This is a genomic window from Pseudomonas sp. TE6288 (genome assembly GCF_054062095.1).
In genome coordinates this window covers 261,575-285,737 of sequence record NZ_JBSSEW010000002.1, presented here as the reverse complement: position 1 = coordinate 285,737, position 24,163 = coordinate 261,575, and the positions used below count along the sequence as shown (strand labels likewise).

The window sequence follows — 24,163 nt, the reverse complement described above, 5'->3', positions numbered from 1 at the left end:
CCCTACCTATCACCAGAGATCTATATCACCGTCCAAGCTAGTAAAGCCCTTCTCGGCAGCAGTGGTTTCCCAATCATCGGACTCTGCGACCTTCTGCGCGTCGCTAACCACCGAAGTATCAGCTACCGCAGCCAAGTGGCCGCGCCTGCGGCCGGCGGTTTTCTCCAGTAGGTCATTCGACAGAGGGTCGGGCAAAGGGGTACGGTGAATAAGCAATCCCATTCGCCGTGCCTGGCGCATGCGAGCAGCGGCGAGCATCTGGGCCACCTGCTCACGGGCCGGCATCATGTCCTCGAAATCGTCGATTTGCAGTGGGTCATTACTGCGCAAAGCCTCGATGGGCTTATGCAGGATGATCATCTGCCGTTCGTATACTTTTCGGTAAAGCGCAGGAGTAATTTTCTCGTCGTTCGATAGTGCGTACCACTGGGTAAGCATCATCAATTTTGCGAGGAAATCAGTATTGCCCTGGCTCAGGTCATACAAAGTTTCGTTAAGCTCGGACGTTAATTCGATCGGCTCCTGCGTCCAATTGTAGGCAAGGAAGGTTTGAACCAAAGCGCTCCATTCGTCGTCCTGTATTCGGAACCGATCAAAATAATAGTCGCTCATGCCAAGGGCACGCCTAGCATTTCGAACAACCTTCGAGAAGAGTTTGAAGGTAGAGTTCGTTCCCGAGTAAACTAGCGGTATACCTGAGTCATTAGATAACGTCAGGAAGAAGTTGAGAATGCGTTGTTTCGCATCAGCATCAGCTAGCAGATTTAAATTCTGTAACTCATCAACAATTAAAACACCAACATTGAAACTTCGGCTGAGCTGACTAACATGCTGAAGCAGCATACTGACACTTGCTCTTGGCTTCATGTACCTATCGGTGTAATCAGTGCCGATTGCTGCATCGAGGGCGGAGAAAAAAGAAGCACACAAACCACGCGGCGACCCATCGTGAGGGCAATCAACTTTTAACCAGACAACCTGCGTCCTTTTCAAGGCCTTACCAGCATATCGCTTGTGGACAATCACCTGAGGGTAGGTCTTGACCAGGCTGTTTAGCAACGTAGTCTTCCCCATGCCGCTCAGCCCGAAGATAGCAAGCGAGGATGCAGAGGATTTGAAGCCACAATGACGCAGCTGGTCGTCATCAGCAGCGTGAAGCATGGCTACGGCGTCCCTATCCAACGGGTTTCGTGCGGTATAGCCGGCCCGGATTAGCTGACTGAGAGAGGCTTCGAATTGAAGATGCAGCTCCATAGGAACAACAATGTCACTAATGCGACTAACACAGTGTGCTCTGAGCTTCGCGCTCAACGCCATTTCAGCCGCGTTAGGAAATTCGGGAAAATTACAGAGCAGTTCGCCTATGACCTCATCTTCATGGATCGCGGGAAGCGCCTCAATCAGCGGATTGCCGTCGTAGTGAGCGAGCCCAGTTGGGGTGTAGGTAGCAGGAGATGAGCGGATCATCATTCAGGCCTCTTGAGCTTGGAGGAGATCAAATTCAAAACGACCTTCTTACGCGCTGTAGGCTCGCGCGTCGGGGCATCTTGATCCGAGGGCTCAGCGGAGGGGGGCGACGAAGGTGACAATTCGTCAGTCGACAATCGGGAGAGTTCTGCACTGTCTGCTGCCCGAAGTACCACTACCTCAGATTGGCGATTAGCTGTCTTATTGGCCTTTGCCGCAGCTTTGGAAGGCGGAACAGGCGAATCCTGCTTCATTTTTTTCGCTTGCAGAGAAATTTCATCGTTAGCATCTCTTGTCCGAGCTGCTATATTAAGCCGATCGTACTCTTTTTCAGGTGATACTTGCTTCAAAACAGCAATTCGGTCTTCGATCTCCTCTAGTCGGAATCCACTGTACTTTCCCTTCAAGTATTCAACTATTTCTAACCGAACGAAGCCCGTTCCATCACGAATCCAAACATTATCCACGCTATTGGGGTCGTACCAAACTTTCAGCCTCTGCACGCCGAAATTATGTGCTTTGGCAAACCATTCTTCGCGCTGAGCTAGATCGCATGTGTAATAGACACCTTTGAAGTAAATCCCCGCTCGGCGTATGGACGCTAGCGCGGAAGGTAACAGACCAATCTTGATCTCAGTATCCGTGCGAGTTTTTAGCCTCAGGAGATTATTTTCCATCCCCCACTTCCAAATATCTATCGGATAGAGATCTATCTCATCCCGGACCATATCGTTTGTGGCGAGATGTGGTAAATGTAAGGTTGCGTTGTGGTAAAGGATTTCATTAATGATGATGGCAGTGAATTGATCCAAATCATATTGAGCATCCAGCTGGTAGTCGCGGTCCCCACGCTCCATTCTTCGAGCGTCGACGCCACCCGGCATGAACTTAAGACTAAGCCCTTGATTAATGAGCTTGAAGCGACTCTCTACGATTGATTTCCAATCGGGTCTATAAGGTGGAGCAATTTTCAAAATCACATCCAAGGTGTTGGAGAACTCCTCACCTGCATGACTCAGCAGTTCAGCCCGGTCTGCTGAAACCTCAGCCGGAATGTGATGGCAGGGCCATTGATTCTCTTCAATTGTTATGCCGTAGCGCTTGCAATAGTCCACTTTGCTTGTAAAAGCGTTGTACAAAGCATGGCGAGCACCCTCCCAGCTTGGACCTTCAAGTCCGACATGCACACCCGCAATCATGCGCGAATAGGCATCCACGACAATATAGAGTACCGGCCTACCTATTATCCAATTTCTATTCACACGATGGACGAGATAAATGTCTGCAATAGTGGCGTCAATTTCGTATCGATGGGCCGGGCCGGAGACGCCATCCACAGCAGTCCCTTTAATAGCCCGATGGTCTTTAAGCCAGCGAATCTGACCAGCGTGAGATTTCAGTATAGACAAACGATCAAAGTACTGACCCGAGTAGCGTCTGAACTGGCTTATGGTGGGATGTTTTCCGCGTTTCACATCCCCGACGGCCCCATCAGAATGAATCTCTCGATAATAGTTTTGAATCATCCAATCGAAAGATTTCTTAACAGATGACTCCTGCTTGTTGACATACCTTAGAAAGGAAGTCTCAATGCACGTTAGATCAAAGCCATTGATGCGGATAGCTCGATCTTGCTTGACTATTCCACGGTAGAGCGGCGGTCTTCCTGGTTGAGCACCCTCTTTGTAGAACTTCCGTTTTCCTGGGCCTCCCCAATTGGTAGATTGCCAAAGGAATACGTTTTTGGACTGCCCATGGGCCCAGTATCTGTAAAGTAACCTGTAGATCATTGCTCGCGAAATATTCAGCCTAGCCGCATGGTCAGCTACACGCTTACCGAACTCACCATCAACAAACATATCACCCGCGTTTTTACGTTCTACGAGGTCTTTAATCAGCTTCCAAGATTTTTCACGCGACAGCTTTTCTTTATCACTGAGCTCGCTTTCATCCTTGAGCATATATGCCGCAGGAACGTCCTGTTCGACCCGTAGAATCCCCTGCCCTATCTCAAATGAGATTTCCTCAATGCCCACCACCCCTGGCTTCTTCAAGGGATACTCAAGTCCTATGATCAGCGCCTGCCCGGTTCTATGGTCGACGTCTAAAATCCTTGATACCGACTTTATCAAAGCGGACTCAAGTACGGGCACCAAGACGTAGTTAATCGATAATTTCACAGCATGACCTCGCCCATAGATACCGTTGCGAAGGGCACCCTTAGCCCAATAAGCGGCTTAGAAATTCCGAGTTCATAATCATCTAGCTTGACTATAATTCTTTTGTGCCAGATGAGATAGAAAATCAGCTCCTTAACCACCGCATATTCGATGTAAACGTGCTGACTGATAAGCCTCAACAATCGTCGCAAAGAGATACTTTCGATTTCCGCAGAGTCAGCAGCACTTAAAAACAGCAGAATCTTCTGCACGTTGCTATCAGATGCAACAGAAAGGGGTAAATTCGCATAACTTCTAAGGATAACAAGATTTTTGATCTTTATATGCGGAAGGTCTTCAAAGAAACAGAGCTTAGAGGCAACTCCTCGCCGGGCCCAATACTCCTTCTCGATCTCCTGCTTTTCGAAGATACGCTTTCTTTTCTCGACTGTTGCGTTAGCAATTTCACTTCGATATTTAAGTGAAACGGCGACAAGCATTGAATCACACCCAGGCCGAGCATAGCTCAGCATGAAATCTGCGGTAAAAACGAACGGCACATCCGTACCAATATACCGGGCGGGCTTAATATTTTTTTGCAGCGCAATGGCGTAGGTCTCGTCGTAGTCAATCAGAGGGAACTGCTCACGGATGTCCGTGATGTCTTGATTGAACTCCATTAAGACCAAAAACATGAATTCGCCGTTGGACAAGCAGTGATGTCCTCGAGCGACCCGGACCCCAGGAACAACTCTGGACGTTCCCCTGGAAGGAACCGAGCGGATTTTTAGCCAAGGCCGATAGGACTCGCGTTCACCGCTGCCCACGCCTTTTTTGATCAGCTTCTCGAGGTAATCCCTGCTCACTAGCTGGCCCCGACGCGGATTGAAGGCCGCAGGAGGTGTCGGGTTAGGCTGGGAGGGGTTCATAGCGGTGCCAGCCTCGGAGCGCAAGATCGCTTCAAATCGACGATGCGGCCGCTAGACGGTCGCTTGGAGTCCGATTTTACGCCTCCGAGGGGCTTGTTACCTACTTAATTTCGCTTGTTACATACTTAATTTTTTTGTTACGCCCTTTTTTATGAAGCAACAGCCCTCCCTTTGCAACAGCAGTAGCGTTACTCCACCGTCACCGACTTGGCCAGGTTGCGCGGCTGGTCTACGTCGGTGCCCTTGAGCACGGCGACGTAGTACGACAACAGTTGCAGCGGGATGGTGTAGAGGATCGGCGCCAGCGCATCGTTGATGTGCGGCACGTTGATCACGTGGGTGCCTTCGCCATTGCTCATGCCAGCATTCTCGTCGGCAAATACCACCAGCTCACCGCCACGGGCGCGGACTTCCTGCAGGTTCGACTTGAGCTTTTCCAGCAGCTCGTTGTTAGGAGCCACGGTCACCACGGGCATATCGTTGTCCACCAACGCCAGAGGACCATGCTTGAGCTCACCAGCCGGATAGGCTTCGGCGTGGATATAGGAGATTTCCTTGAGCTTGAGCGCACCTTCCATGGCCACCGGGTACTGGGCACCGCGGCCAAGGAACAGGGTGTGGTGCTTGTCGGCGAACAGCTCGGCGATCTTCTCGACCACGCCATCCATCGCCAGCGCTTCGCTCAGGCGCGCCGGCAGGCAGCGCAGCTCGTCCACCAACTCGGCTTCGACACCGGCCTCGAGGGTACCGCGCACCTGGCCGAGGGCCAGGGTCAGCAGCATCAGCGAGACCAGCTGGGTGGTGAAGGCCTTGGTCGAGGCAACGCCGATCTCCGGCCCGGCCAGGGTCAGCAGGGTCAGGTCGGATTCACGCACCAGCGAGCTGATGCCCTTGTTGCAGATGGCCAGGCTGCCGAGGAAACCCAGCTCCTTGGCATAGCGCAAGGCAGCCAAAGTGTCGGCGGTCTCGCCGGATTGCGAGATGGAGACAAACAGCGTGTCCGGCTGCACCACCACCTTGCGATAGCGGAACTCACTGGCAACTTCCACCTGGCAAGGGATGCCGGCCAGGCTTTCGAGCCAGTAACGGGCGACCATGCCGGCGTGGTAGCTGGTACCGCAGGCGACGATCTGCACATTGCGCACTTTGCCGAACAGCTCGGCGGCCTGTGGACCGAAGGCCTGCACCATCACGTGGTCATTGCCCAGGCGACCTTCCAGCGTGCGCTGCACCACGCCGGGTTGCTCGTGAATCTCCTTGAGCATGAAATGGCGATAGTTGCCCTTCTCGGCGGCTTCCGCGCCTTCGTGGTACTGCACCGTCTCACGCTGGACCGGCTGACCGGCCAGATCCCAGATCTGCACCTGATTGCGGCGAATCTCGGCGATATCGCCCTCTTCCAGGTACATGAAACGGTCGGTGACCTGGCGCAGGGCCAGTTGATCCGAGGCCAGGAAGTTTTCACCGAGGCCCAGGCCGATCACCAGGGGGCTGCCGCTGCGGGCAGCCACCAGACGGTCTGGCTGGCTGGCGCTGATCACAGCCAGGCCATAGGCGCCATGCAGACGCTTGACCGCTGCCTTGAGCGCCTCGGTGAGGTCGGGGATGGTCTTGAGCAGGTGGTGGATGAGGTGCACGATCACCTCGGTGTCGGTCTGCGAAACAAAGGCGTAGCCCAGGCCCTTGAGCTCTTCACGCAGTTCCTCGTGATTTTCGATGATGCCGTTGTGCACCACCGCCACTTCATGGCCAGAGAAGTGCGGGTGGGCATTGTGCTCGGTCGGCGCGCCATGTGTGGCCCAACGGGTATGGGCGATGCCCAGCTGGCCGGCCAGCGGGTCGGCGGCAACCGCGCCTTCCAGTTCGCTGACCTTGCCGATGCGGCGGCGACGCTCGAGCGCGCCTTGCTGGGTCAGGACGGCCAGGCCGGCGCTGTCGTAACCACGGTACTCAAGACGCTTGAGGCCTTCGATGAGGATGGCTGTGATATTGCGCTCAGCAACGGCACCGACGATTCCACACATAAGATGTTGCTCCTAGCTGATAGCGGCGCAGATAAGGGTGATGCCGCGGGCTTGAATCCGGTCGCGTGCCTCGGTGGGCAGGCGATCATCAGTAATCAGGGTGTTCACGCTGCCCCAGGGCAGCTCGAGGTTGGGGATCTTGCGACCGACCTTATCCGACTCGACCATGACGATGACCTCGCGGGCCACTTCGGCCATGACCCGGCTCAATCCCAGCAGTTCGTTGAAGGTGGTTGTGCCACGTTCCAGGTCGATGCCGTCGGCACCGATGAACAGCTGGTCGAAGTCGTATGAGCGTAGTACCTGCTCGGCCACCTGGCCCTGGAAGGACTCCGAGTGCGGGTCCCAGGTACCACCAGTCATCAGCAGCACAGGTTCATGCTCTTGTTCGCTGATAGCCCGGGCCACATTGAGCGAGTTGGTCATCACCACCAGGCCTGGCTGGCGCCCGAGCTGCGGGATCATCGCCGCCGTGGTACTGCCGCTGTCGATGATGATGCGCGCATGTTCACGGATGCGTTCCACCGCCGCACGAGCGATGGCCTGCTTGTAGAGGGACACCGGCTGAACCGTGTCGCCCAGCAGCTCCTGAGGCATCGTCACCGCGCCGCCATAGCGGCGCAGCAGCAGGCCGTTGGCCTCCAAGGCGTGCAGATCCTTGCGGATGGTCACTTCGGAGGTTTCGAAACGCTTGGCCAAAGCGTCGACACTGACCTCGCCCTGCTCGTTGAGCAAGGCCAGGATGTTGTGGCGACGTTGGGGAGTATTTCGTTTCGACATTTCGGTTAAGTTTCGATTCGAAAGATAAGTGTTGCAATCAAAACCTAAGTCAAACGATTCGTCAAGTCAGCAGGACCGGAAAATAAAAAGGCCGACTTATTCACATAAGTCGGCCTGTGCAAAACGCGCTGTGGATAACTCAGCTCTTCCTGATTTTCTCCGGCCGCTTCCAGCCTTCGATATTGCGCTGGCGTGCACGTGCCACGCCCAACTGTCCGGCTTCAACCGTCTGGGTGATGGTCGAGCCCGCTGCGGTAGTGGCCCCGGCCTGGATTTCCACAGGGGCCACCAGCGAGTTGTTGGAGCCGATGAACACGTCCTCACCCATCACCGTGCGGAACTTGTTGGCACCGTCATAGTTGCAGGTGATGGTGCCAGCGCCGATGTTGGTGCGGGCGCCGATCTCGGCGTCGCCCAGGTAGGTCAGGTGGCCGGCCTTGGCGCCCTCGCCCAGGTGCGCATTCTTCAGCTCGACGAAGTTACCCACATGTGCCTTGGCCTCCAGCACGCTGCCTGGGCGCAAGCGGGCGAACGGGCCGGCATCGCTGCCCTCGCCCATCACCGCGCCTTCGATATGACTGTTGGCCTTGATGATCACGCCTTTGCGCAGTGTGCTGTCCTTGATCACGCAGTTCGGGCCGATCTGCACGTCGTCCTCGATGACTACCTTGCCTTCGAGAATGACGTTGATATCGATAAGTACATCCCGGCCGACGGTCACCTCACCGCGCACATCGAAGCGCGCCGGATCGCGCAGGGTGACGCCCTGGGCCATCAGGCGACGGCCTTCGCGCAGCTGGTAGTGACGCTCGAGTTCCGAAAGCTGGCGGCGGTCGTTGGCGCCTTGCACTTCCATCGGGTCGTGGGGCTGCTCGGTGGCGACCACCAAGCCATCGTCCACGGCCATGGCAATCACGTCGGTGAGGTAGTACTCGCCCTGGGCATTGTTGTTGGACAGGCGTCCCATCCAGTCGGCCAAGCGTGCGGCCGGCATGGCGAGGATACCGGTGTTGCCTTCCTTGATCGCCTTCTGCGCTTCGCTGGCGTCCTTGTGCTCGACGATCGCCGCCACCTTGCCCGCGGTGTCACGCACAATGCGGCCATAGCCGGTCGGGTCCTGCAGGGTCACCGTGAGCAGCCCGAGCTGTTGCTCGCTGACTTTGGCCAGCAGGCGCTGCAAGGTTTCCACCTCGATCAGCGGCACATCGCCGTAGAGCACCAGCACGGTGTCGGCAGTGATCGCCGGCAGCGCCTGGGCCACCGCATGGCCGGTGCCCAATTGCTTGTCCTGCAGGACGAAATTCAGATCGTCCGCTGCAAGGCGTTCGCGCACCAACTCCGCGCCATGGCCGATAACCACGTGAATACCCTTGGGCTGCAACTGGCGTGCGCTGTGGATAACGTGGCCGAGCATGGAGTTGCCGGCGACCGGGTGCAGTACCTTGGGCAGCGCGGAGCGCATGCGGGTGCCTTGGCCTGCGGCGAGAATGACGATATCAAGGGACATTGACTGGCTACCAATCCTAAGCGGTCAGGGACGTGACCAAAGGGGAAATTCAGAAAAGAAAAAGGGTAGCCGAGGCTACCCTTTAACTCAATCGCATTGGAAGTGACCGGCCAAGGCCAGGTTACTTGCCCTTGCGCAATTGCTGGACAGTACGCAGCTGAGCTGCAGCTTCGGCCAGACGTGCGGCAGCAGCACCGTAGTCGAAGTCCGAGCTTTTCGCGTTCAGCGCGTTCTCAGCAGCCTTGAGGGCTTCCTGAGCCTGAGCTTCGTCCAGGTCGGCAGCGCGCTGCACGGTGTCGGCAAGAACCTTGACCATGTTCGGCTGCACTTCGAGGAAGCCACCGGAGATGTAGAACACCTCACGATCGCCACCTTGCTTGGTCAGCGTGATCGGACCAGGCTTGAGATTGGTGATCAGCGGCGCGTGGCCTGGAGCGATACCCAGATCGCCCAGGTTGCCGTGCGCTACTACCATCTCGACCAGGCCGGAGAAGATCTCTCCTTCCGCGCTGACGATATCGCAATGGACTGTCATAGCCATCTGCTTGCCTCAACCTGATTAGCGCCCCTTGCGGGGCGCCGGGATTACAGTTTCTTGGCTTTCTCGATCGCTTCGTCGATGCTGCCGACCATGTAGAACGCTTGTTCTGGCAGGTGGTCGTAGTCACCTTTGAGGATGCCGCTGAAGCCAGCGATGGTGTCCTTGAGCGAAACGTACTTGCCTGGCGAGCCGGTGAAGACTTCGGCCACGAAGAACGGCTGCGACAGGAAGCGCTGGATCTTACGAGCGCGGGCAACCAGTTGCTTGTCGGCTTCGGACAGTTCGTCCATACCCAGGATCGCGATGATGTCCTTCAGCTCTTTGTAGCGCTGCAGAACATACTGAACGCCACGAGCGGTGTCGTAGTGCTCGGTGCCGATCACGTTCGGGTCCAGCTGGCGCGAAGTCGAGTCCAGTGGGTCGACCGCTGGGTAGATACCCAGGGAAGCGATGTCACGGGACAGAACGACGGTGGCGTCCAAGTGGGCGAAGGTGGTCGCTGGCGACGGGTCGGTCAGGTCGTCCGCAGGTACGTATACGGCCTGGACGGAGGTGATCGAACCTTCCTTGGTCGAAGTGATACGCTCTTGCAGAACGCCCATCTCTTCGGCCAGGGTCGGCTGGTAACCTACTGCCGAAGGCATACGGCCCAGCAGTGCGGATACTTCGGTACCGGCCAGGGTGTAACGATAGATGTTGTCGACGAACAGCAGAACGTCGTTACCTTCGTCACGGAACTTCTCAGCCATGGTCAGGCCGGTCAGTGCTACGCGCAGACGGTTTCCTGGTGGCTCGTTCATCTGACCGTAGACCAGCGCTACCTTGTCGAGAACGTTGGAGTCCTTCATCTCGTGGTAGAAGTCGTTACCCTCACGAGTACGCTCACCCACACCAGCGAACACGGAGTAACCGCTGTGTTCCATGGCGATGTTACGGATCAGTTCCATCATGTTCACGGTCTTGCCGACGCCGGCACCACCGAACAGACCAACCTTACCACCCTTGGCGAACGGGCAGACCAGGTCGATAACCTTGATGCCGGTTTCCAGCAGGTCGTTGCCGCCTGCCTGGTCAGCGAACGAAGGCGCTGGCTGGTGGATACCGCGACGCTCTTCTTCGCCGATTGGGCCGGCTTCGTCGATCGGGTTGCCCAGGACGTCCATGATACGGCCCAGGGTTGCCTTGCCGACGGGTACCGAGATGGCAGCCTTGGTGTCGACGACATCCAGACCGCGCTTCAGACCTTCGGTCGAGCCCATCGCAATGGTACGAACCACGCCGTCGCCCAGCTGCTGCTGAACTTCCAGGGTGGTTTCCGCGCCTTGTACTTTCAGCGCGTTGTAAACACTCGGCACGGCATCACGTGGGAATTCCACGTCGATGACGGCGCCGATGATTTGCACGATACGTCCGCTACTCATAGCTGGATCCTCTGAATTTTTGAACCGTTAAACCGCGGCAGCGCCGCCGACGATTTCCGAGATCTCCTGGGTGATCGCAGCCTGACGCGCCTTGTTGTAGATCAACTGAAGCTCTTTGATCAAATCACCGGCGTTGTCTGTGGCGTTCTTCATGGCGATCATCCGGGCCGCTTGTTCAGCAGCGTTGTTCTCGACCACCGCCTGGTACACCTGCGACTCCACGTAACGCACCATCAAGCCGTCCAGCAGCTCTTTTGCGTCGGGTTCGTACAGGTAGTCCCAGTGGTGCTTGAGTTCCTGATCCGGGGTTGCCACCAACGGTACCAACTGCTCGACCGTCGGTTTTTGGGTCATGGTGTTGATGAACTTGTTCGAAACCACCGAGAGGCGATCGATACGGCCGTCGAGGTAGGCGTCCAGCATCACTTTGACGGAGCCGATCAGATCGTTGATCGATGGCTCTTCGCCCAGGTGGCTGATCGCGGCTACGACGTTGCCGCCAAAGATGCGGAAGAAAGTCGCACCCTTGCTGCCGATCACGCACAGGTCGATTTCAACGCCCTGTTCGCGGTTTTCGCTCATGTCCTTGACCAGGGCCTTGAACAGGTTGGTGTTCAAGCCACCGCACAGACCACGGTCACTGCTCACCACGATATAACCAGCGCGCTTTACAGGGCGCTCGATCATGAACGGGTGGCGGTATTCCGGGTTGGCGTTGGCCAGATGACCGATCACCTGGCGGATACGCTCCGCGTAAGGACGGCTAGCAGCCATGCGCATTTGTGCCTTGCGCATCTTGCTGACCGCCACTTTCTCCATGGCGCTGGTAATTTTTTGCGTGCTTTTGATGCTCGCAATCTTACTGCGAATCTCTTTTGCGCCTGCCATGTATCACCTATCAGGTTAGCAAGCGGGGGCCGGAGCCCCCGCTGCGGCTTACCAGGTCTGGGTGGCCTTGAACTTCTCGATACCGGCTTTCATGCCAGCGTCGATTTCGTCGTTGAAGTCACCCTTCACGTTGATCTTGGCCATCAGTTCGGCGTGATCACGGTTGAAGTAGGCAATCAGAGCTTGCTCGAAGCTGCCAACCTTGGAGACTTCTACGTCGGTCAGGAAACCACGCTCAGCGGCGTACAGCGACAGGGCCATGTCGGCGATCGACATTGGCGCGTACTGCTTCTGCTTCATCAGCTCGGTAACGCGCTGACCATGCTCCAGCTGCTTGCGGGTAGCCTCGTCCAGGTCCGAAGCGAACTGGGCGAAGGCCGCCAGTTCACGGTACTGGGCCAGGGCGGTACGGATACCACCGGACAGCTTCTTGATGATCTTGGTCTGGGCGGCACCACCAACACGGGATACCGACACACCGGCGTTAACGGCAGGACGGATGCCTGCGTTGAACATGGCCGATTCCAGGAAGATCTGACCGTCGGTGATCGAGATCACGTTGGTCGGAACGAACGCGGAAACGTCGCCAGCCTGGGTTTCGATGATCGGCAGAGCGGTCAGCGAGCCAGTCTTGCCAGTTACGGCACCGTTGGTGAACTTCTCGACGTACTCTTCGGAAACGCGCGATGCACGCTCCAGCAGACGGGAGTGGAGATAGAACACGTCGCCTGGGTACGCTTCACGTCCTGGTGGACGGCGCAGCAGCAGGGAGATCTGACGGTAGGCAACGGCCTGCTTGGACAGGTCATCGTAAACGATCAGGGCGTCTTCACCGCGGTCACGGAAGAACTCGCCCATGGTGCAGCCGGCATAAGGTGCCAGGAACTGCAGTGCGGCGGATTCCGAAGCACTGGCAACGACCACGATGGTGTTGGCCAGGGCGCCGGCTTCTTCCAGCTTGCGAACGATGTTGGCAACGGTGGAACGCTTCTGGCCGACTGCAACATAAACGCAGAAAATACCGGAGTCTTTCTGGTTGATGATGGCGTCGATGGCCATGGCGGTCTTGCCGATCTGACGGTCACCGATGATCAGCTCACGCTGGCCACGGCCAACAGGGATCATGGCGTCGACGGACTTGTAGCCAGTCTGTACAGGCTGGTCTACCGACTTACGCCAGATCACGCCTGGAGCTACTTTCTCGACCGCGTCGGTCTGGGTGTTGCCCAGAGGACCTTTGCCGTCGATCGGGTTACCCAGTGCGTCAACGACGCGACCCAGCAGTTCCTTACCAACCGGAACTTCCAGGATGCGGCCGGTGCACTTGGCGCTCATGCCTTCGGCGAGGGTGTCATAGGCACCCAGGATCACTGCACCTACGGAGTCTTGCTCCAGGTTCAGGGCCATGCCGAATACGCTGCCAGGGAACTCGATCATTTCGCCGTACATGACGTCGGCCAGACCGTGGATCCGCACGATGCCGTCGGAAACCGAAACGACGGTACCTTCGTTACGGGCTTGGGAGCCGACATCGAGGTTGTCGATGCGGCCCTTGATGATTTCACTAATTTCGGAAGGATTGAGTTGCTGCATTGCTCTGCTGCCCCTTCAAACTCAAGATTTCAAGGCTTCGGCCAGTTTCGCGATTTTCCCGCGAACCGAACCGTCGATTACCAGGTCGCCAGCGCGGATGACGACGCCGCCGATCAGGCTGGCATCCTCCGACGCGTGCAGGCGCACTTCCTGGCCTAACCGTGCACTGAGAACCTTGGCGAGTTTGTCTTGCTGTTCTTGGTTCAACGCAAAAGCACTGGTGACTTCCACGTCCACGGATTTCTCTTGCTCGGCCTTGTACAGGTCGAACAGAGTCGAAATCTCCGGCAGAAGCAGGAGACGTTCGTTTTCCGCGGCAACATGAATGAAATTCTGTGCCTTGGCGTCAAACTTGTCACCGCACACTTCAATGAATGCGGCGGCCTTTTCTGCGCTAGTCAGTTGCGGGGCCTTGAGCAGGCGCTGCATGGTGTCGTCTTGCGACACCGCAGCAGCCAGGCCGAGCATGGCTGACCAATTGGCCAGTTGCTGATGGGCCTGGGCATGCTCGAAGGCAGCCTTAGCGTAAGGTCGGGCCAACGTGGTCAGTTCTGCCATGATCGCCCTCGCTTAAATTTCAGCGGCCAGTTTGTTAACCAGCTCCGCATGCGCGTTTTGATCGATTGTGGCGCCAAGGATCTTTTCAGCACCGCCAACAGCCAGGGCACCCACTTGGGCACGCAGGGCGTCTTTGACGCTGTTCAGTTCCTGTTCGATCTCGGCTTGAGCCTGAGCCTTCACACGGTCAGCTTCGACGCGGGCCTGTTCACGGGCTTCCTCGACAAGCTGAGCAGCGCGTTTCTTGCTTTGCTCAATGATTTCGGCTGCCTGTGCCTTCGCTTCACGCAGTTGCTGACCCACTTTCTCTTGGGCCAGCTCCAGGTCGCGAGCAGCGCGATTGGCAGCGTCCAGGCCGTCAGCAATCTTCTTCTGGCGCTCTTGCAGAGCAGTGATGACCGGAGGCCATACGTACTTCATGCAGAAGAGCACAAAAATCAGGAAAGCAACGGATTGGCCAATCAGGGTTGCATTAATGTTCACGCCAACACCTCGCTCGGTCTTTGTTCATCACAGCCTTTCACTCGTTGGAAACGAGTGATTAGCCGGCGATCTGACCAACGAAGGGGTTTGCGAAGGTGAAGAACAGAGCGATACCAACACCGATCATGGTGACGGCGTCGAGCAGACCGGCAACGATGAACATCTTGACCTGCAGCATTGGAACCATTTCTGGCTGGCGAGCAGCGCCTTCCAGGAACTTGCCGCCCAGCAGGCCGAAACCAATGGCGGTACCCAGAGCACCCAGGCCGATCAGCAGAGCAACAGCGATAGCGGTCAGACCAACTACAGTTTCCATCTTTCCTCCCGACTTTTACGTCGTATTGGTTAGGTTTTTAGTTTGAAGCGGTAAAACAAATCGTTTGATACAGCATGCCCTTGCGGACTTTTTAAGCCCTCCCCCCAGACGGGCGGGGAAGGCTATCAGACACGCCAGGCGGTCTTAATGGTTATCTTCGTGAGCCATCGACAGGTAGACGATGGTCAGCATCATGAAGATGAAAGCTTGCAGGGTGATGATCAGGATGTGGAACACAGCCCACGCCCACTGCAGCACCACACCCAGGCCGCTGAGCCAGAGGATGCCGGCGCCGAACATCACCGCGATCAGGATGAACACCAGCTCGCCGGCGTACATGTTGCCGAACAGACGCAGTGCCAACGAAATCGGCTTGGCGATCAGGGTGACGAACTCGAGCAGGAAGTTCACCGGGATCAGCAGGATCTGCACGAAGATGTTCTTGCTACCGAACGGGTGCAGGGTGAGCTCGCCGATGAAGCCGCCGATGCCCTTGACCTTGATGCTGTAGAAGATGATCAGCGCGAACACGCTCAGGGCCATGCCCAGGGTGGCGTTCGGGTCGGTGGTCGACACCGCGCGGAACGGAATGTGCGGATCACCGGAGATCAGGATGGCCAGCTGAGGAATCCAGTCGACCGGTACCAGGTCGATGGCGTTCATCAGGAATACCCAGACGAAGATGGTCAGCGCCAGCGGGGCGATCACCGGGCTGCGGCCGTGGAAGGAATCCTTCACGCTGCCGTGGACGAAGTCCACCAGCACTTCGACGAAGTTCTGCAGGGCGCCAGGCTGGCCGGAAGTGGCCTTTTTAGCCGCCATGCGGAAGATGAACAGGAAGATCAGACCCAGCGCAACGGACCAGCCCAGGGTGTCCAGGTGGAACGCCCAGAAGCCCATTGCCTTGGCTTCTGCAGCCGAATGGGCCAAGCCCCAGCTGCCGTCTGGTAGTTGACCGTAGGTCAGGTTCTGCAAGTGGTGCTGGATATAGCCCGAAGCGGTTTCTGCTGCCATGGTTGCCTCAAACGCCCTAAGGTCTCGAAAGTCTTTTATTCATCAGCAGGGGCGCGAACCAGCTGACCAAAAGGGTCAGCACGAAGACGCCGAATACTGCCAACGGCGCCAATGGCTTCACTCCTGCGAAGGTCAGTGCAAACAGCACTGCCGTCAAAATCATCTTGCCTGCCTCGCCCGCGTAAAACGACTTGACGATGGCCTGCGCCGCCCGGGCTCCGCTGAAGCGAAAAGCCTTCCAGGCGAAATACACATTGGGCAACCAGGCAATCAAACCTCCGCAAAGGCCTGAATATCCACTGACTACCCCTTTCCACTGCCACAACACCAGCGTTGCCAGCAGCAGTACGACAAATTGAGCCAGCAGTACCGGAAAAACCGCCCAGCGATGGAAAGGCAGGCGGTTTGGCGTGCGGATTTCCATCACAACTGCTCCTCGAATGTCGACCGCCTCGTCAACAATGACTTGGCATAATTTGTGCCGACAAAATGCGCGCAGAGTATAGGGGTGGATTAACCCCTATTCAACTCTTGGGTAGTGATTTCCGACTGCGCGCTACAACAGGAATTGTTTCAGCGGATGTGAGCAAGCACGCCTTGCAACTCGTCAAGGGAGTTGTAGCGAATAACCAACTGGCCTTTGCCCTTGTTGCCATGGCGAATTTGTACCGCCGAGCCCAGGCGCTCTGCCAGACGCTGTTCAAGACGCGTGATATCCGGATCAGGTTTGCTCGCCTCGACCGGCTCAGGTTTGCCACTGAGCCACTGACGCACCAGTGCCTCGGTCTGGCGCACGGTGAGGCCGCGTGCGACAACATGACGCGCCCCTTCTTCCTGCCGATCTTCCTCAAGGCCGAGCAAGGCGCGGGCGTGGCCCATCTCCAGGTCGCCATGGGCGAGCATGGTCTTGATCGCCTCGGGCAACGAGATCAGACGCAACAGGTTGGCCACGGTGACCCGCGACTTGCCGACGGCATCGGCCACCTGCTGCTGCGTCAGTTCGAATTCCTGCTGCAGGCGCTGCAGGGCGAGCGCCTCTTCCAGCGGGTTGAGGTCCTCGCGCTGGATGTTCTCGATCAGCGCCATGGCGATGGCGGCTTCGTCGGGTACCTCGCGGACCATGGCCGGCACGGTATCCAGGCCAGCCTGCTGGGTGGCGCGCCAGCGGCGCTCACCGGCGATGATCTCGTAGCGGTTGTCACCGATCGGGCGAACCACGATCGGTTGCATGACGCCATGGGTGCGGATCGAGTGCGCCAGTTCTTCCAGCGCCTCGGGATCCATGTCGCGACGCGGCTGGTACTTGCCGCGCTGGATCAGCTCGACCGGCAGGTGTTGCAGTTCCTTCTGGTCGATCTTGACAGCCTGCGCTTCGAGCGCGCTGACGGAAGGACCACTGAGCAGTGCATCCAACCCACGTCCGAGACCGCGTTTCTTGATGGCCATGCGGATTCCTTAAGTTGTTTGTGCAATGCGTGAGGGACGACGCTGCCGACGGACCAGTTCCCCGGCCAGCGCCAGATAGGCGAGCGCGCCACGGGATTGCTTGTCGTAGGCCAGTGCCGGCATGCCGAAGCTCGGCGCCTCCGCCAGGCGGATGTTGCGCGGGATCACCGTATCGTACAGCTGCTCGCCAAAATGCTCCTTGAGCTGCGCCGAAACATCGTTGTTCAGGCTCAGACGCGGGTCGTACATGGTCCGCAGCAGGCCTTCGATCTTCAGCTCCGGGTTCAACCGGGCGGCGATGCGCTTGATGTTATCCACAAGGTCGCTCAACCCTTCCAGCGCGTAATACTCGCACTGCATGGGGATGATCACGCCATCGGAGGCGACCAGCGCATTGAGCGTCAGCATCGACAGCGACGGCGGGCAGTCGATGAGGATGTAGTCGTAGTTCTCGCGGATCGGCGCCAACGCGTTGCGCAGACGGCTCTCCTTCATCTGCATTTCCAGCAGCACCACTTCGGCGGCGGTCAGGTCGCGGTTGGCCGGCAACAGCTGGTAACCACCGTGTTCGGAGTAGTGCATGGCCTGGGCCAGGTCGCATTCCCCGATCAGCAGGTCGTACACCGAATGCTCGAGCTCGTGCTTATCCACACCGCTGCCCATGGTGGCGTTGCCCTGTGGATCGAGGTCGATCAGCAGCACGCGACGCTTGGTCGCGGCCAGCGATGCGGCGAGATTGATGCAGGTGGTGGTCTTGCCCACACCACCCTTCTGGTTCGCGATTGCGAATACCTTAGCCATTGTTGCTCGTGTTCCCAGTCATGCCTTGCGGCGCAGTATCAGCAGATGGCGCTGGCCCTGGCAACCTGGAACGGTCAGGGCCTGCTCGCTTTCCACTGTGAAGTCTGCGGGCAATGCTACCAGTTCATCGGCAGGATGCAGCCCCTTCATTGCAAGCCATTGCGTGCGGCTGTCACCCAGGTGGCGGGTCCAGTTGGTGAAATTCTCCATGCTGCTGAAGGCCCGGGAGACGATCCCGCAGAACAGCTGCTCGGGCTGGACCTCTTCCACCCGGCTGTGGATAACCGTGAGGTTGTCCAGTTTCAGCTCCATCTTCACCTGGGTGAGGAAGCGCGTCTTCTTGCCGTTGCTGTCGAGCACCGTCACCTGCTTGTGCGGATGCAGGATGGCCAGCGGTATGCCCGGCATGCCGCCGCCGCTGCCGACATCCAGCCAACGCTGGGTGTCGTTGTGGATAAACGGCATGACGCTGAGGCTGTCGAGCAAGTGACGCGAGACCATCTCGTCGGGGTCGCGCACGGCCGTCAGGTTGTAGGCCTTGTTCCATTTGATCAACAGGGCCAGGTAGCCCAGCAGCAGTTCGTGCTGCTGCGCGGTCAGCTCGACACCAAGCTGACGCGCACCTGTGGACAACTCTTCGGCATGTTGCGGGGTGACCGGGGAACTCAAGCGCTTTGCTCCAATTCGCGGCCTGCGCCGCGTTTTTTCAAGTGAATCAACAACAGGGAAATCGCCGCCGGGGTGACGCCGGGAATACGCGAAGCCTGGCCCAGGGTCTCTGGCCGGGTGTCGCCGAGCTTGCCCTGGATCTCCTTGGACAGCCCGGAGATGGTCGTGTAGTCGATATCCACAGGCAGACGCGTGTCCTCACTGGCGCGCAGGCGGGCAATCTCTTCCTGCTGACGGTCGATGTAGCCGGCGTACTTGGTCCTGATCTGGACCTGCTCGGCGACCTGTGGATCGATGTTCTCGCCGCCGGTTGCCTCGATCAGGCCAGCGTAGTCGATTTCAGGGCGGGCAAGCAGGTTGAGCAGGCTGTACTCATGCGCCAATGGCGTGCCGAACTTATCCACAATGGCCTGGCCTTGCGGCGTGTTCGGGCGCACCCAGGTACTTTTCAGGCGTTGTTCTTCTCGCTCGATGCCTTCGCGTTTGGCGCTGAAGGCCGCCCAGCGCTCATCGTCGATCAAGCCGAGTTCACGGCCCTTCTCGGTCAGGCGCAGGTCGGCGTTGTCTTCGCGCAGGATCAGCCGGTATTCGGCTCGCGAAGTGAACATGCGGTACGGCTCTTGGGTGCCGAGGGTGATCAGGTCGTCGACCAGCACGCCGATGTACGCCTCGTCGCGACGCGGGCACCAGCTTTCACGGCCCTGGGCGCGCAGCGCGGCGTTGGTCCCGGCCAGCAGGCCTTGGGCACCGGCTTCTTCGTAGCCGGTGGTGCCGTTGATCTGCCCTGCGAAGAACAGGCCGCCGATGACCTTGGTCTCGAGGCTGTACTTCAGGTCGCGTGGATCGAAGTAGTCGTACTCGATGGCATAGCCCGGGCGCACGATGTGGGCGTTCTCCATGCCGCGGATCGAGCGGACGATCTCGAGCTGCACGTCGAACGGCAACGACGTGGAAATACCGTTGGGGTACAGCTCATGGGTGGTCAGGCCTTCCGGCTCGATGAACACCTGGTGGCTTTCCTTGTCGGCGAAGCGATGGATCTTGTCCTCGATCGACGGGCAATAACGCGGGCCGATACCTTCGATCACCCCCGAGTACATCGGCGAACGGTCGAGGTTCGAGGCAATGATCTCGTGGGTGCGGGCGTTGGTGTGGGTAATCCAGCAGCTCACCTGACGCGGATGCATGTCGGCGTTGCCCATGAACGACATTACCGGGATCGGCGTATCGCCCGGTTGCTCGGTCATCACCGAGAAGTCCACCGAACGGCCATCGATGCGCGGCGGGGTTCCGGTTTTCAGCCGGCCAACACGCAGCGGCAATTCACGCATGCGGTTGGCCAGGGCATTGGCGGGCGGATCGCCTGCGCGGCCACCGGAATAGTTCTGCAAACCAATGTGGATAAGTCCACCGAGGAAAGTCCCGCTGGTCAGTACCACGGAGTCGGCGAAGAACCGCAGGCCCATTTGCGTGACCACGCCCTTGACCTGGTCCTGCTCGACGATCAGGTCATCGCACGACTGCTGGAATATCCACAGGTTCGGCTGGTTTTCCAGGATTTCACGTACCACGGCCTTGTAGATGGCGCGGTCCGCCTGTGCGCGGGTGGCGCGTACCGCCGGGCCCTTGCGGTTGTTCAGAACGCGGAACTGGATGCCGCTCTTGTCGGTGGCCAGCGCCATCGCGCCGCCGAGCGCATCGATTTCCTTGACCAGGTGGCTCTTGCCAATGCCACCGATGGCCGGGTTGCAGCTCATGTGACCGAGGGTTTCCACGTTATGGGTCAGCAGCAGGGTTTTCACACCCATGCGTGCGGACGCAAGCGCAGCCTCGGTACCGGCATGGCCGCCGCCGATGACGATCACTTCAAAACGGGAAGGGAAATCCACCACGCACCTCGTGCCTGTTTTTGCGAATAGAGAAGGTAAGCCGACAAGTATAGGGACTTCCCGCCCTTCAAAGAAACCTTCTGAGCAAAATTTGACCAGGCTGTGGATGAGTGGCAGGTAAAAGAAAACAAAGAGGAAAAATTTAAAAAAGCTTTGTTTTTATGTTTATGTTTAGGCACCAACCTATCTGTGCATAAGTCTCTGCAGCCCATACATATCAATGTGTACAGAGAATAAAAACCCTGTGTCGAAGTGGCCCTGGGGGCTCTGGATACCGCTGTTTAACCTGTGGATGAATCATGCTGTTACCCACAGGCAGGTTTGTCCTCAGAAAAAAAGCCTGGTTATCAACGGAGCTGAGGTCGAGTTTTCCACAGAGCTTATCCAGGCGTGCGGGGCGCTGTTGATGAAATTTTTTCCGCGGCGCGTGTCGTCCTTGGTTGCTGGTCTGCTTGCAATGACCCGTACCAACACGAATCGCGGGCAAAAAAAAGCCGCTCCAGAGAGCGGCTTTGTTGCGAATCGAACCCTATGGGATCACTTACCAATGCAGAAGCTGGAGAAAATCCGGCCCAGCAGGTCATCCGAGCTGAATGCTCCGGTAATTTCACCCAGCACTTGCTGTGCCTGGCGCAGATCCTCTGCAAGCAGCTCACCGGCACCGGCGAGGGTCAGCTGCGCACGGCCATGCTCGAGGTGGGCACTGGCCTGGCGTAGCGCCTCCAGATGCCGGCGACGAGCGCTGAAGCTGCTTTCGGCGGTTTGTTCATAGCCCATGCAAGCCTTGAGATGCTCACGCAGCAGATCCAGGCCCATGTCGCTGTCCCGGGCGCTGAGGGTGATGGTGACGTGCCCATCGTCGCTTTGCTCCAGGCCCACGACCTCACCACTGAGATCCGCCTTGTTGCGAATGAGGGTGACCTTGGCCACGTCGGGGCGCTGATCGAGAAACTCTGGCCACAAGGCAAACGGATCACTGGCTTCCGGTGCCGTCGAATCGACCACCAGGAGCACACGGTCGGCCTCGGCGATGGCCTTGAGCGCCCGTTCCACACCGATCTTTTCCACATGGTCATCGGTGTCGCGCAAGCCTGCGGTGTCGAGCACATGCAGCGGCATGCCGTCGATGTGGATATGTTCGCGAAGAATATCCCGAGTGGTGCCAGCGATATCGGTGACAATTGCCGCTTCACGCCCGGCCAACTGGTTGAGCAAGCTCGACTTGCCGGCGTTCGGCCGGCCTGCGATCACTACGGTCATGCCGTCGCGAAGCAATGCGCCTTGCCCCGCTTCGCGCTGAACTGTGGATAACGTGTCACGCACCTCATCGAGCATGCGCAGCACATGGCCATCGGCAAGAAAGTCGATCTCTTCCTCTGGGAAGTCGATGGCGGCTTCGACATAGATGCGCAGGGCGATCAGAGCTTCGGTGAGGCCATGCACACGCTTGGAGAATGCCCCCTGCAGGGAACGCAAGGCATTGCGCGCAGCCTGCGTGGAGCTGGCTTCGATCAGGTCGGCGATTGCCTCGGCCTGGGCCAGGTCGAGCTTGTCGTTGAGGAACGCTCGCTCGCTGAATTCCCCTGGACGTGCCAGCCGGCAACCGAGCTGCAGGCAACGTTGCAGCAGCATGTCCATGACTACCGGGCCGCCGTGGCCTTGCAGCTCCAGCACATCTTCGCCGGTGAACGAGTTCGGCCCGGGGAAGAACAGCGCGATCCCTTCATCCAGCACCAGGCCATCGTCATCGCGGAACGGGCCGTAATGGGCATGCCGCGGGTTCAGCGTATTGCGTCCGGTAATGACTTGCCCGGCATGGTGGGCCAGCGGGCCGGACAATCTGACGATGCCTACCCCGCCACGGCCCTGGGCGGTGGCGATGGCGGCAATGGTTTCACGCACTGTGTTCATGCTCGAACCTCTACAACGAATACGACAGATAGCAAAAACGCCCCAGGGGGGCGTTTTTGTTCACAGGCTAGCGTAGCAGCCCGTCAAGCGGCTGCGTTCTTGGTCGCAGCCTCGATACGACGAGTGATGTACCACTGCTGTCCGATCGACAGGCAGTTGTTCACAACCCAGTACAGCACCAGACCAGCCGGGAACCACAGGAAGAAGAAGGTGAAGATGATCGGCATCATTTTCATTACCTTCGCCTGCATAGGATCGGGCGGGGTCGGGTTCAGGCGCTGCTGGATGAACATCGTGGCACCCATGATGATCGGCAGGATGAAGAACGGATCCTTGATCGACAGGTCGGTGATCCACAGCATCCACGGGGCTTGGCGCATCTCGACGCTTTCCAGCAGCACCCAGTACAGGGCCAGGAACACCGGCATCTGCACCAGGATCGGCAGGCAGCCGCCCAGCGGGTTGATCTTCTCTTTCTTGTACAGCTCCATCATCGCCTGGGACATCTTCTGGCGATCATCACCGAAGCGTTCCTTGAGCTGGGCCAGTTTTGGCGCCACGGCACGCATGCGCGCCATCGAGCGGTAGCTGGCGGCCGACAGCGGGAAGAACAGGCCCTTGATCAACATGGTCAGGACGATGATCGACCAGCCCCAGTTGCCCAGCAGGCTGTGGATATGTTGCAGCAGCCAGAAGATCGGCTGTGCGATGAACCACAGGAAGCCGTAGTCGACGGTCAGTTCCAGGCCTGGGGACAACTCCTTGAGCTTGGACTGGATCTTCGGGCCGGCATACAGCATGGCGCTGGTTTCGACCTTGCCGCCGGCAGGGACGTTAAGCGCCGGGCCGGTATAGCCGATGATGTAGTTGCCTTGGCTGTCCTTGCGGGTCTGGACGGCGTTGTTGTCCGAGTGGGTCGGGATCCAGGCTGTCACGAAGTAGTGCTGCAGCCAGGCTACCCAGCCGCCAGTCACATTTTCTTTCAAACTACCCTTGTCGATGTCTTTCATCGACACTTTCTTGTACGGCTCGGAAGCTGTCCACAGGGCCGCGCCGAGGTAGGTGGCGGTACCGGTGGCGGTGCTCGACGACGGATCGGAGCTGGCGTCACGCTTGAGCTGGGCAAACATGTTGCCGGTCCAGGCCTGAGCACTCTGGTTGTCGATCAGGTAGCTGACGGTCAGGTCATACTCACCGCGCTTGAAGCTGAAGCGCTTGATGTAGTTGACGCCGTTCTCGCTGAACTTCAGGTCGACCGACAGTTGGTCCTGGCCGTCGGCCAGCTGGAAGCTCTTCTGCTCTGCGGCGTACAGCGGTCGACCAGTGGCGCGGGCGTCCGGACCGTTGGCGCCGGTCAGGCCACTCTGGGCCAGATACACACGTTCGCCACCGTTGTCGAACAGCTGGAACGGAATATCTGGATGATCCTGGCGACGTGGGTACTTAGGCAGGGTCAGTTGGACGATGTCACCACCGACCGGGTCGATAGCCAGGTCCAGGACGTCGGTCTTGATCCGGATCAGGTCCTTGCTGAGCGCCACTGGCGCCAGTTCGGCTGGGCTGGATTCAGCATTGGCGCTCGGCACATCGGCGCTTGCACCGGAGTTGCCGGCCGGCACGGTGTCCGGCAGGGCCGGGGCAGCATTGCTGGCAGCAGCATTCTGAGTCGGCAGGGCAGCCTGGCCGTAGTCCTGGTTCCATTTGAGGACCATGACATAGGACACGATTGCCAGGGCGACGATCAGGATCGTGCGTTTAATATCCATG

At 58.2% G+C, this 24,163-nt stretch carries 21 protein-coding genes; all 21 read right to left on the bottom strand.

The features are described from left to right. Positions 1-9: 9 nt before the first annotated feature. Positions 10-1,470 carry an ATP-binding protein gene (locus ACVWY1_RS03115; RefSeq protein ID WP_457377761.1) on the bottom strand — a complete coding sequence of 487 codons (1,461 nt, stop codon included), beginning with the start codon at positions 1,468-1,470 and terminating at the stop codon, positions 10-12. Beyond that, a complete protein-coding gene (locus ACVWY1_RS03110) occupies positions 1,467-3,647 on the bottom strand; it encodes a Mu transposase C-terminal domain-containing protein (RefSeq protein WP_457377760.1) in 2,181 nt (726 codons plus the stop codon). Before ACVWY1_RS03110 ends, ACVWY1_RS03115 begins: the two co-directional genes overlap by 4 nt. After that, positions 3,644-4,555, bottom strand: coding sequence for a TnsA endonuclease N-terminal domain-containing protein (locus ACVWY1_RS03105; protein WP_457377759.1), 912 nt, complete (start codon positions 4,553-4,555; stop codon positions 3,644-3,646). Before ACVWY1_RS03105 ends, ACVWY1_RS03110 begins: the two co-directional genes overlap by 4 nt. A 188-nt stretch (positions 4,556-4,743) precedes the next feature. Beyond that, the gene (glmS, locus tag ACVWY1_RS03100) at positions 4,744-6,579 is read right to left on the bottom strand and encodes a glutamine--fructose-6-phosphate transaminase (isomerizing) (protein ID WP_457377758.1); all 1,836 of its coding nucleotides are present in this window, start codon (positions 6,577-6,579) and stop codon (positions 4,744-4,746) included. Between the two features lie 12 nt (positions 6,580-6,591). Continuing rightward, positions 6,592-7,359: a DeoR/GlpR family DNA-binding transcription regulator gene (locus tag ACVWY1_RS03095; protein WP_111531919.1), complete on the bottom strand. Its 768-nt coding sequence runs from the start codon at positions 7,357-7,359 to the stop codon at positions 6,592-6,594. 139 nt (positions 7,360-7,498) lie between these two features. Beyond that, positions 7,499-8,866 carry a bifunctional UDP-N-acetylglucosamine diphosphorylase/glucosamine-1-phosphate N-acetyltransferase GlmU gene (gene glmU, locus ACVWY1_RS03090; protein ID WP_277502402.1) on the bottom strand — a complete coding sequence of 456 codons (1,368 nt, stop codon included), beginning with the start codon at positions 8,864-8,866 and terminating at the stop codon, positions 7,499-7,501. A 121-nt stretch (positions 8,867-8,987) separates the two neighbouring features. Then, on the bottom strand, positions 8,988-9,407 hold the full coding sequence (locus ACVWY1_RS03085; protein WP_011536500.1) for a F0F1 ATP synthase subunit epsilon: 420 nt from the start codon (positions 9,405-9,407) through the stop codon (positions 8,988-8,990). Positions 9,408-9,451: 44 nt separating this feature from the next. Then, entirely contained in the window at positions 9,452-10,828 is a 1,377-nt protein-coding gene (gene atpD, locus ACVWY1_RS03080; protein ID WP_023628563.1) for a F0F1 ATP synthase subunit beta, read from the bottom strand. A 27-nt stretch (positions 10,829-10,855) separates the two neighbouring features. Next, a complete protein-coding gene (gene atpG / locus ACVWY1_RS03075; RefSeq protein ID WP_102683389.1) occupies positions 10,856-11,716 on the bottom strand; it encodes a F0F1 ATP synthase subunit gamma in 861 nt (286 codons plus the stop codon). A 48-nt stretch (positions 11,717-11,764) separates the two neighbouring features. Next, a complete protein-coding gene (atpA, locus tag ACVWY1_RS03070) occupies positions 11,765-13,309 on the bottom strand; it encodes a F0F1 ATP synthase subunit alpha (protein ID WP_038707082.1) in 1,545 nt (514 codons plus the stop codon). A 21-nt stretch (positions 13,310-13,330) separates the two neighbouring features. After that, a complete protein-coding gene (locus ACVWY1_RS03065; RefSeq protein WP_023628561.1) occupies positions 13,331-13,867 on the bottom strand; it encodes a F0F1 ATP synthase subunit delta in 537 nt (178 codons plus the stop codon). Between the two features lie 12 nt (positions 13,868-13,879). Next, entirely contained in the window at positions 13,880-14,350 is a 471-nt protein-coding gene (locus ACVWY1_RS03060) for a F0F1 ATP synthase subunit B (RefSeq protein ID WP_102683388.1), read from the bottom strand. A gap of 58 nt (positions 14,351-14,408) precedes the next feature. Further along, positions 14,409-14,666 (bottom strand): F0F1 ATP synthase subunit C, encoded by a 258-nt coding sequence (gene atpE, locus ACVWY1_RS03055; RefSeq protein WP_003097235.1) that lies wholly within the window; start codon positions 14,664-14,666, stop codon positions 14,409-14,411. Between the two features lie 144 nt (positions 14,667-14,810). Beyond that, positions 14,811-15,680 (bottom strand): F0F1 ATP synthase subunit A, encoded by an 870-nt coding sequence (gene atpB, locus ACVWY1_RS03050; RefSeq protein ID WP_023628560.1) that lies wholly within the window; start codon positions 15,678-15,680, stop codon positions 14,811-14,813. A gap of 16 nt (positions 15,681-15,696) precedes the next feature. Further along, positions 15,697-16,104: a F0F1 ATP synthase subunit I gene (locus tag ACVWY1_RS03045; RefSeq protein ID WP_011536507.1), complete on the bottom strand. Its 408-nt coding sequence runs from the start codon at positions 16,102-16,104 to the stop codon at positions 15,697-15,699. 149 nt (positions 16,105-16,253) lie between these two features. Continuing rightward, positions 16,254-17,126 (bottom strand): ParB/RepB/Spo0J family partition protein, encoded by an 873-nt coding sequence (locus ACVWY1_RS03040; protein ID WP_023628559.1) that lies wholly within the window; start codon positions 17,124-17,126, stop codon positions 16,254-16,256. A gap of 9 nt (positions 17,127-17,135) precedes the next feature. Next, entirely contained in the window at positions 17,136-17,927 is a 792-nt protein-coding gene (locus tag ACVWY1_RS03035; RefSeq protein WP_023628558.1) for a ParA family protein, read from the bottom strand. 18 nt (positions 17,928-17,945) lie between these two features. Continuing rightward, positions 17,946-18,596, bottom strand: a complete 651-nt coding sequence (rsmG, locus tag ACVWY1_RS03030; RefSeq protein WP_277502401.1) for a 16S rRNA (guanine(527)-N(7))-methyltransferase RsmG — start codon at positions 18,594-18,596, stop codon at positions 17,946-17,948. Next, complete coding sequence (gene mnmG / locus ACVWY1_RS03025; protein WP_457377757.1) at positions 18,593-20,485, bottom strand: tRNA uridine-5-carboxymethylaminomethyl(34) synthesis enzyme MnmG; 1,893 nt, start codon at positions 20,483-20,485, stop codon at positions 18,593-18,595. Before mnmG ends, rsmG begins: the two co-directional genes overlap by 4 nt. Positions 20,486-21,022: 537 nt before the next feature. After that, positions 21,023-22,396 (bottom strand): tRNA uridine-5-carboxymethylaminomethyl(34) synthesis GTPase MnmE, encoded by a 1,374-nt coding sequence (gene mnmE / locus ACVWY1_RS03020; RefSeq protein WP_457377756.1) that lies wholly within the window; start codon positions 22,394-22,396, stop codon positions 21,023-21,025. Between the two features lie 83 nt (positions 22,397-22,479). Continuing rightward, a complete protein-coding gene (gene yidC / locus ACVWY1_RS03015) occupies positions 22,480-24,162 on the bottom strand; it encodes a membrane protein insertase YidC (protein ID WP_277502400.1) in 1,683 nt (560 codons plus the stop codon). Position 24,163: the final 1 nt, after the last annotated feature.

Excerpts from the sequence above, each read along its gene's own strand:
- ACVWY1_RS03115 (WP_457377761.1), bottom strand. The coding sequence starts at position 1,470 with ATGATGATCCGCTCATCTCCTGCTACCTACACCCCAACTGGGCTCGCT.
- ACVWY1_RS03105 (WP_457377759.1), bottom strand. The coding sequence starts at position 4,555 with ATGAACCCCTCCCAGCCTAACCCGACACCTCCTGCGGCCTTCAATCCG.
- glmS (WP_457377758.1), bottom strand. The coding sequence starts at position 6,579 with ATGTGTGGAATCGTCGGTGCCGTTGCTGAGCGCAATATCACAGCCATC.
- ACVWY1_RS03095 (WP_111531919.1), bottom strand. The coding sequence starts at position 7,359 with ATGTCGAAACGAAATACTCCCCAACGTCGCCACAACATCCTGGCCTTG.
- glmU (WP_277502402.1), bottom strand. The coding sequence starts at position 8,866 with ATGTCCCTTGATATCGTCATTCTCGCCGCAGGCCAAGGCACCCGCATG.
- ACVWY1_RS03085 (WP_011536500.1), bottom strand. The coding sequence starts at position 9,407 with ATGGCTATGACAGTCCATTGCGATATCGTCAGCGCGGAAGGAGAGATC.
- atpD (WP_023628563.1), bottom strand. The coding sequence starts at position 10,828 with ATGAGTAGCGGACGTATCGTGCAAATCATCGGCGCCGTCATCGACGTG.
- atpG (WP_102683389.1), bottom strand. The coding sequence starts at position 11,716 with ATGGCAGGCGCAAAAGAGATTCGCAGTAAGATTGCGAGCATCAAAAGC.
- atpA (WP_038707082.1), bottom strand. The coding sequence starts at position 13,309 with ATGCAGCAACTCAATCCTTCCGAAATTAGTGAAATCATCAAGGGCCGC.
- ACVWY1_RS03065 (WP_023628561.1), bottom strand. The coding sequence starts at position 13,867 with ATGGCAGAACTGACCACGTTGGCCCGACCTTACGCTAAGGCTGCCTTC.
- atpE (WP_003097235.1), bottom strand. The coding sequence starts at position 14,666 with ATGGAAACTGTAGTTGGTCTGACCGCTATCGCTGTTGCTCTGCTGATC.
- atpB (WP_023628560.1), bottom strand. The coding sequence starts at position 15,680 with ATGGCAGCAGAAACCGCTTCGGGCTATATCCAGCACCACTTGCAGAAC.
- ACVWY1_RS03045 (WP_011536507.1), bottom strand. The coding sequence starts at position 16,104 with ATGGAAATCCGCACGCCAAACCGCCTGCCTTTCCATCGCTGGGCGGTT.
- ACVWY1_RS03040 (WP_023628559.1), bottom strand. The coding sequence starts at position 17,126 with ATGGCCATCAAGAAACGCGGTCTCGGACGTGGGTTGGATGCACTGCTC.
- ACVWY1_RS03035 (WP_023628558.1), bottom strand. The coding sequence starts at position 17,927 with ATGGCTAAGGTATTCGCAATCGCGAACCAGAAGGGTGGTGTGGGCAAG.
- mnmE (WP_457377756.1), bottom strand. The coding sequence starts at position 22,396 with ATGAACACAGTGCGTGAAACCATTGCCGCCATCGCCACCGCCCAGGGC.
- yidC (WP_277502400.1), bottom strand. The coding sequence starts at position 24,162 with ATGGATATTAAACGCACGATCCTGATCGTCGCCCTGGCAATCGTGTCC.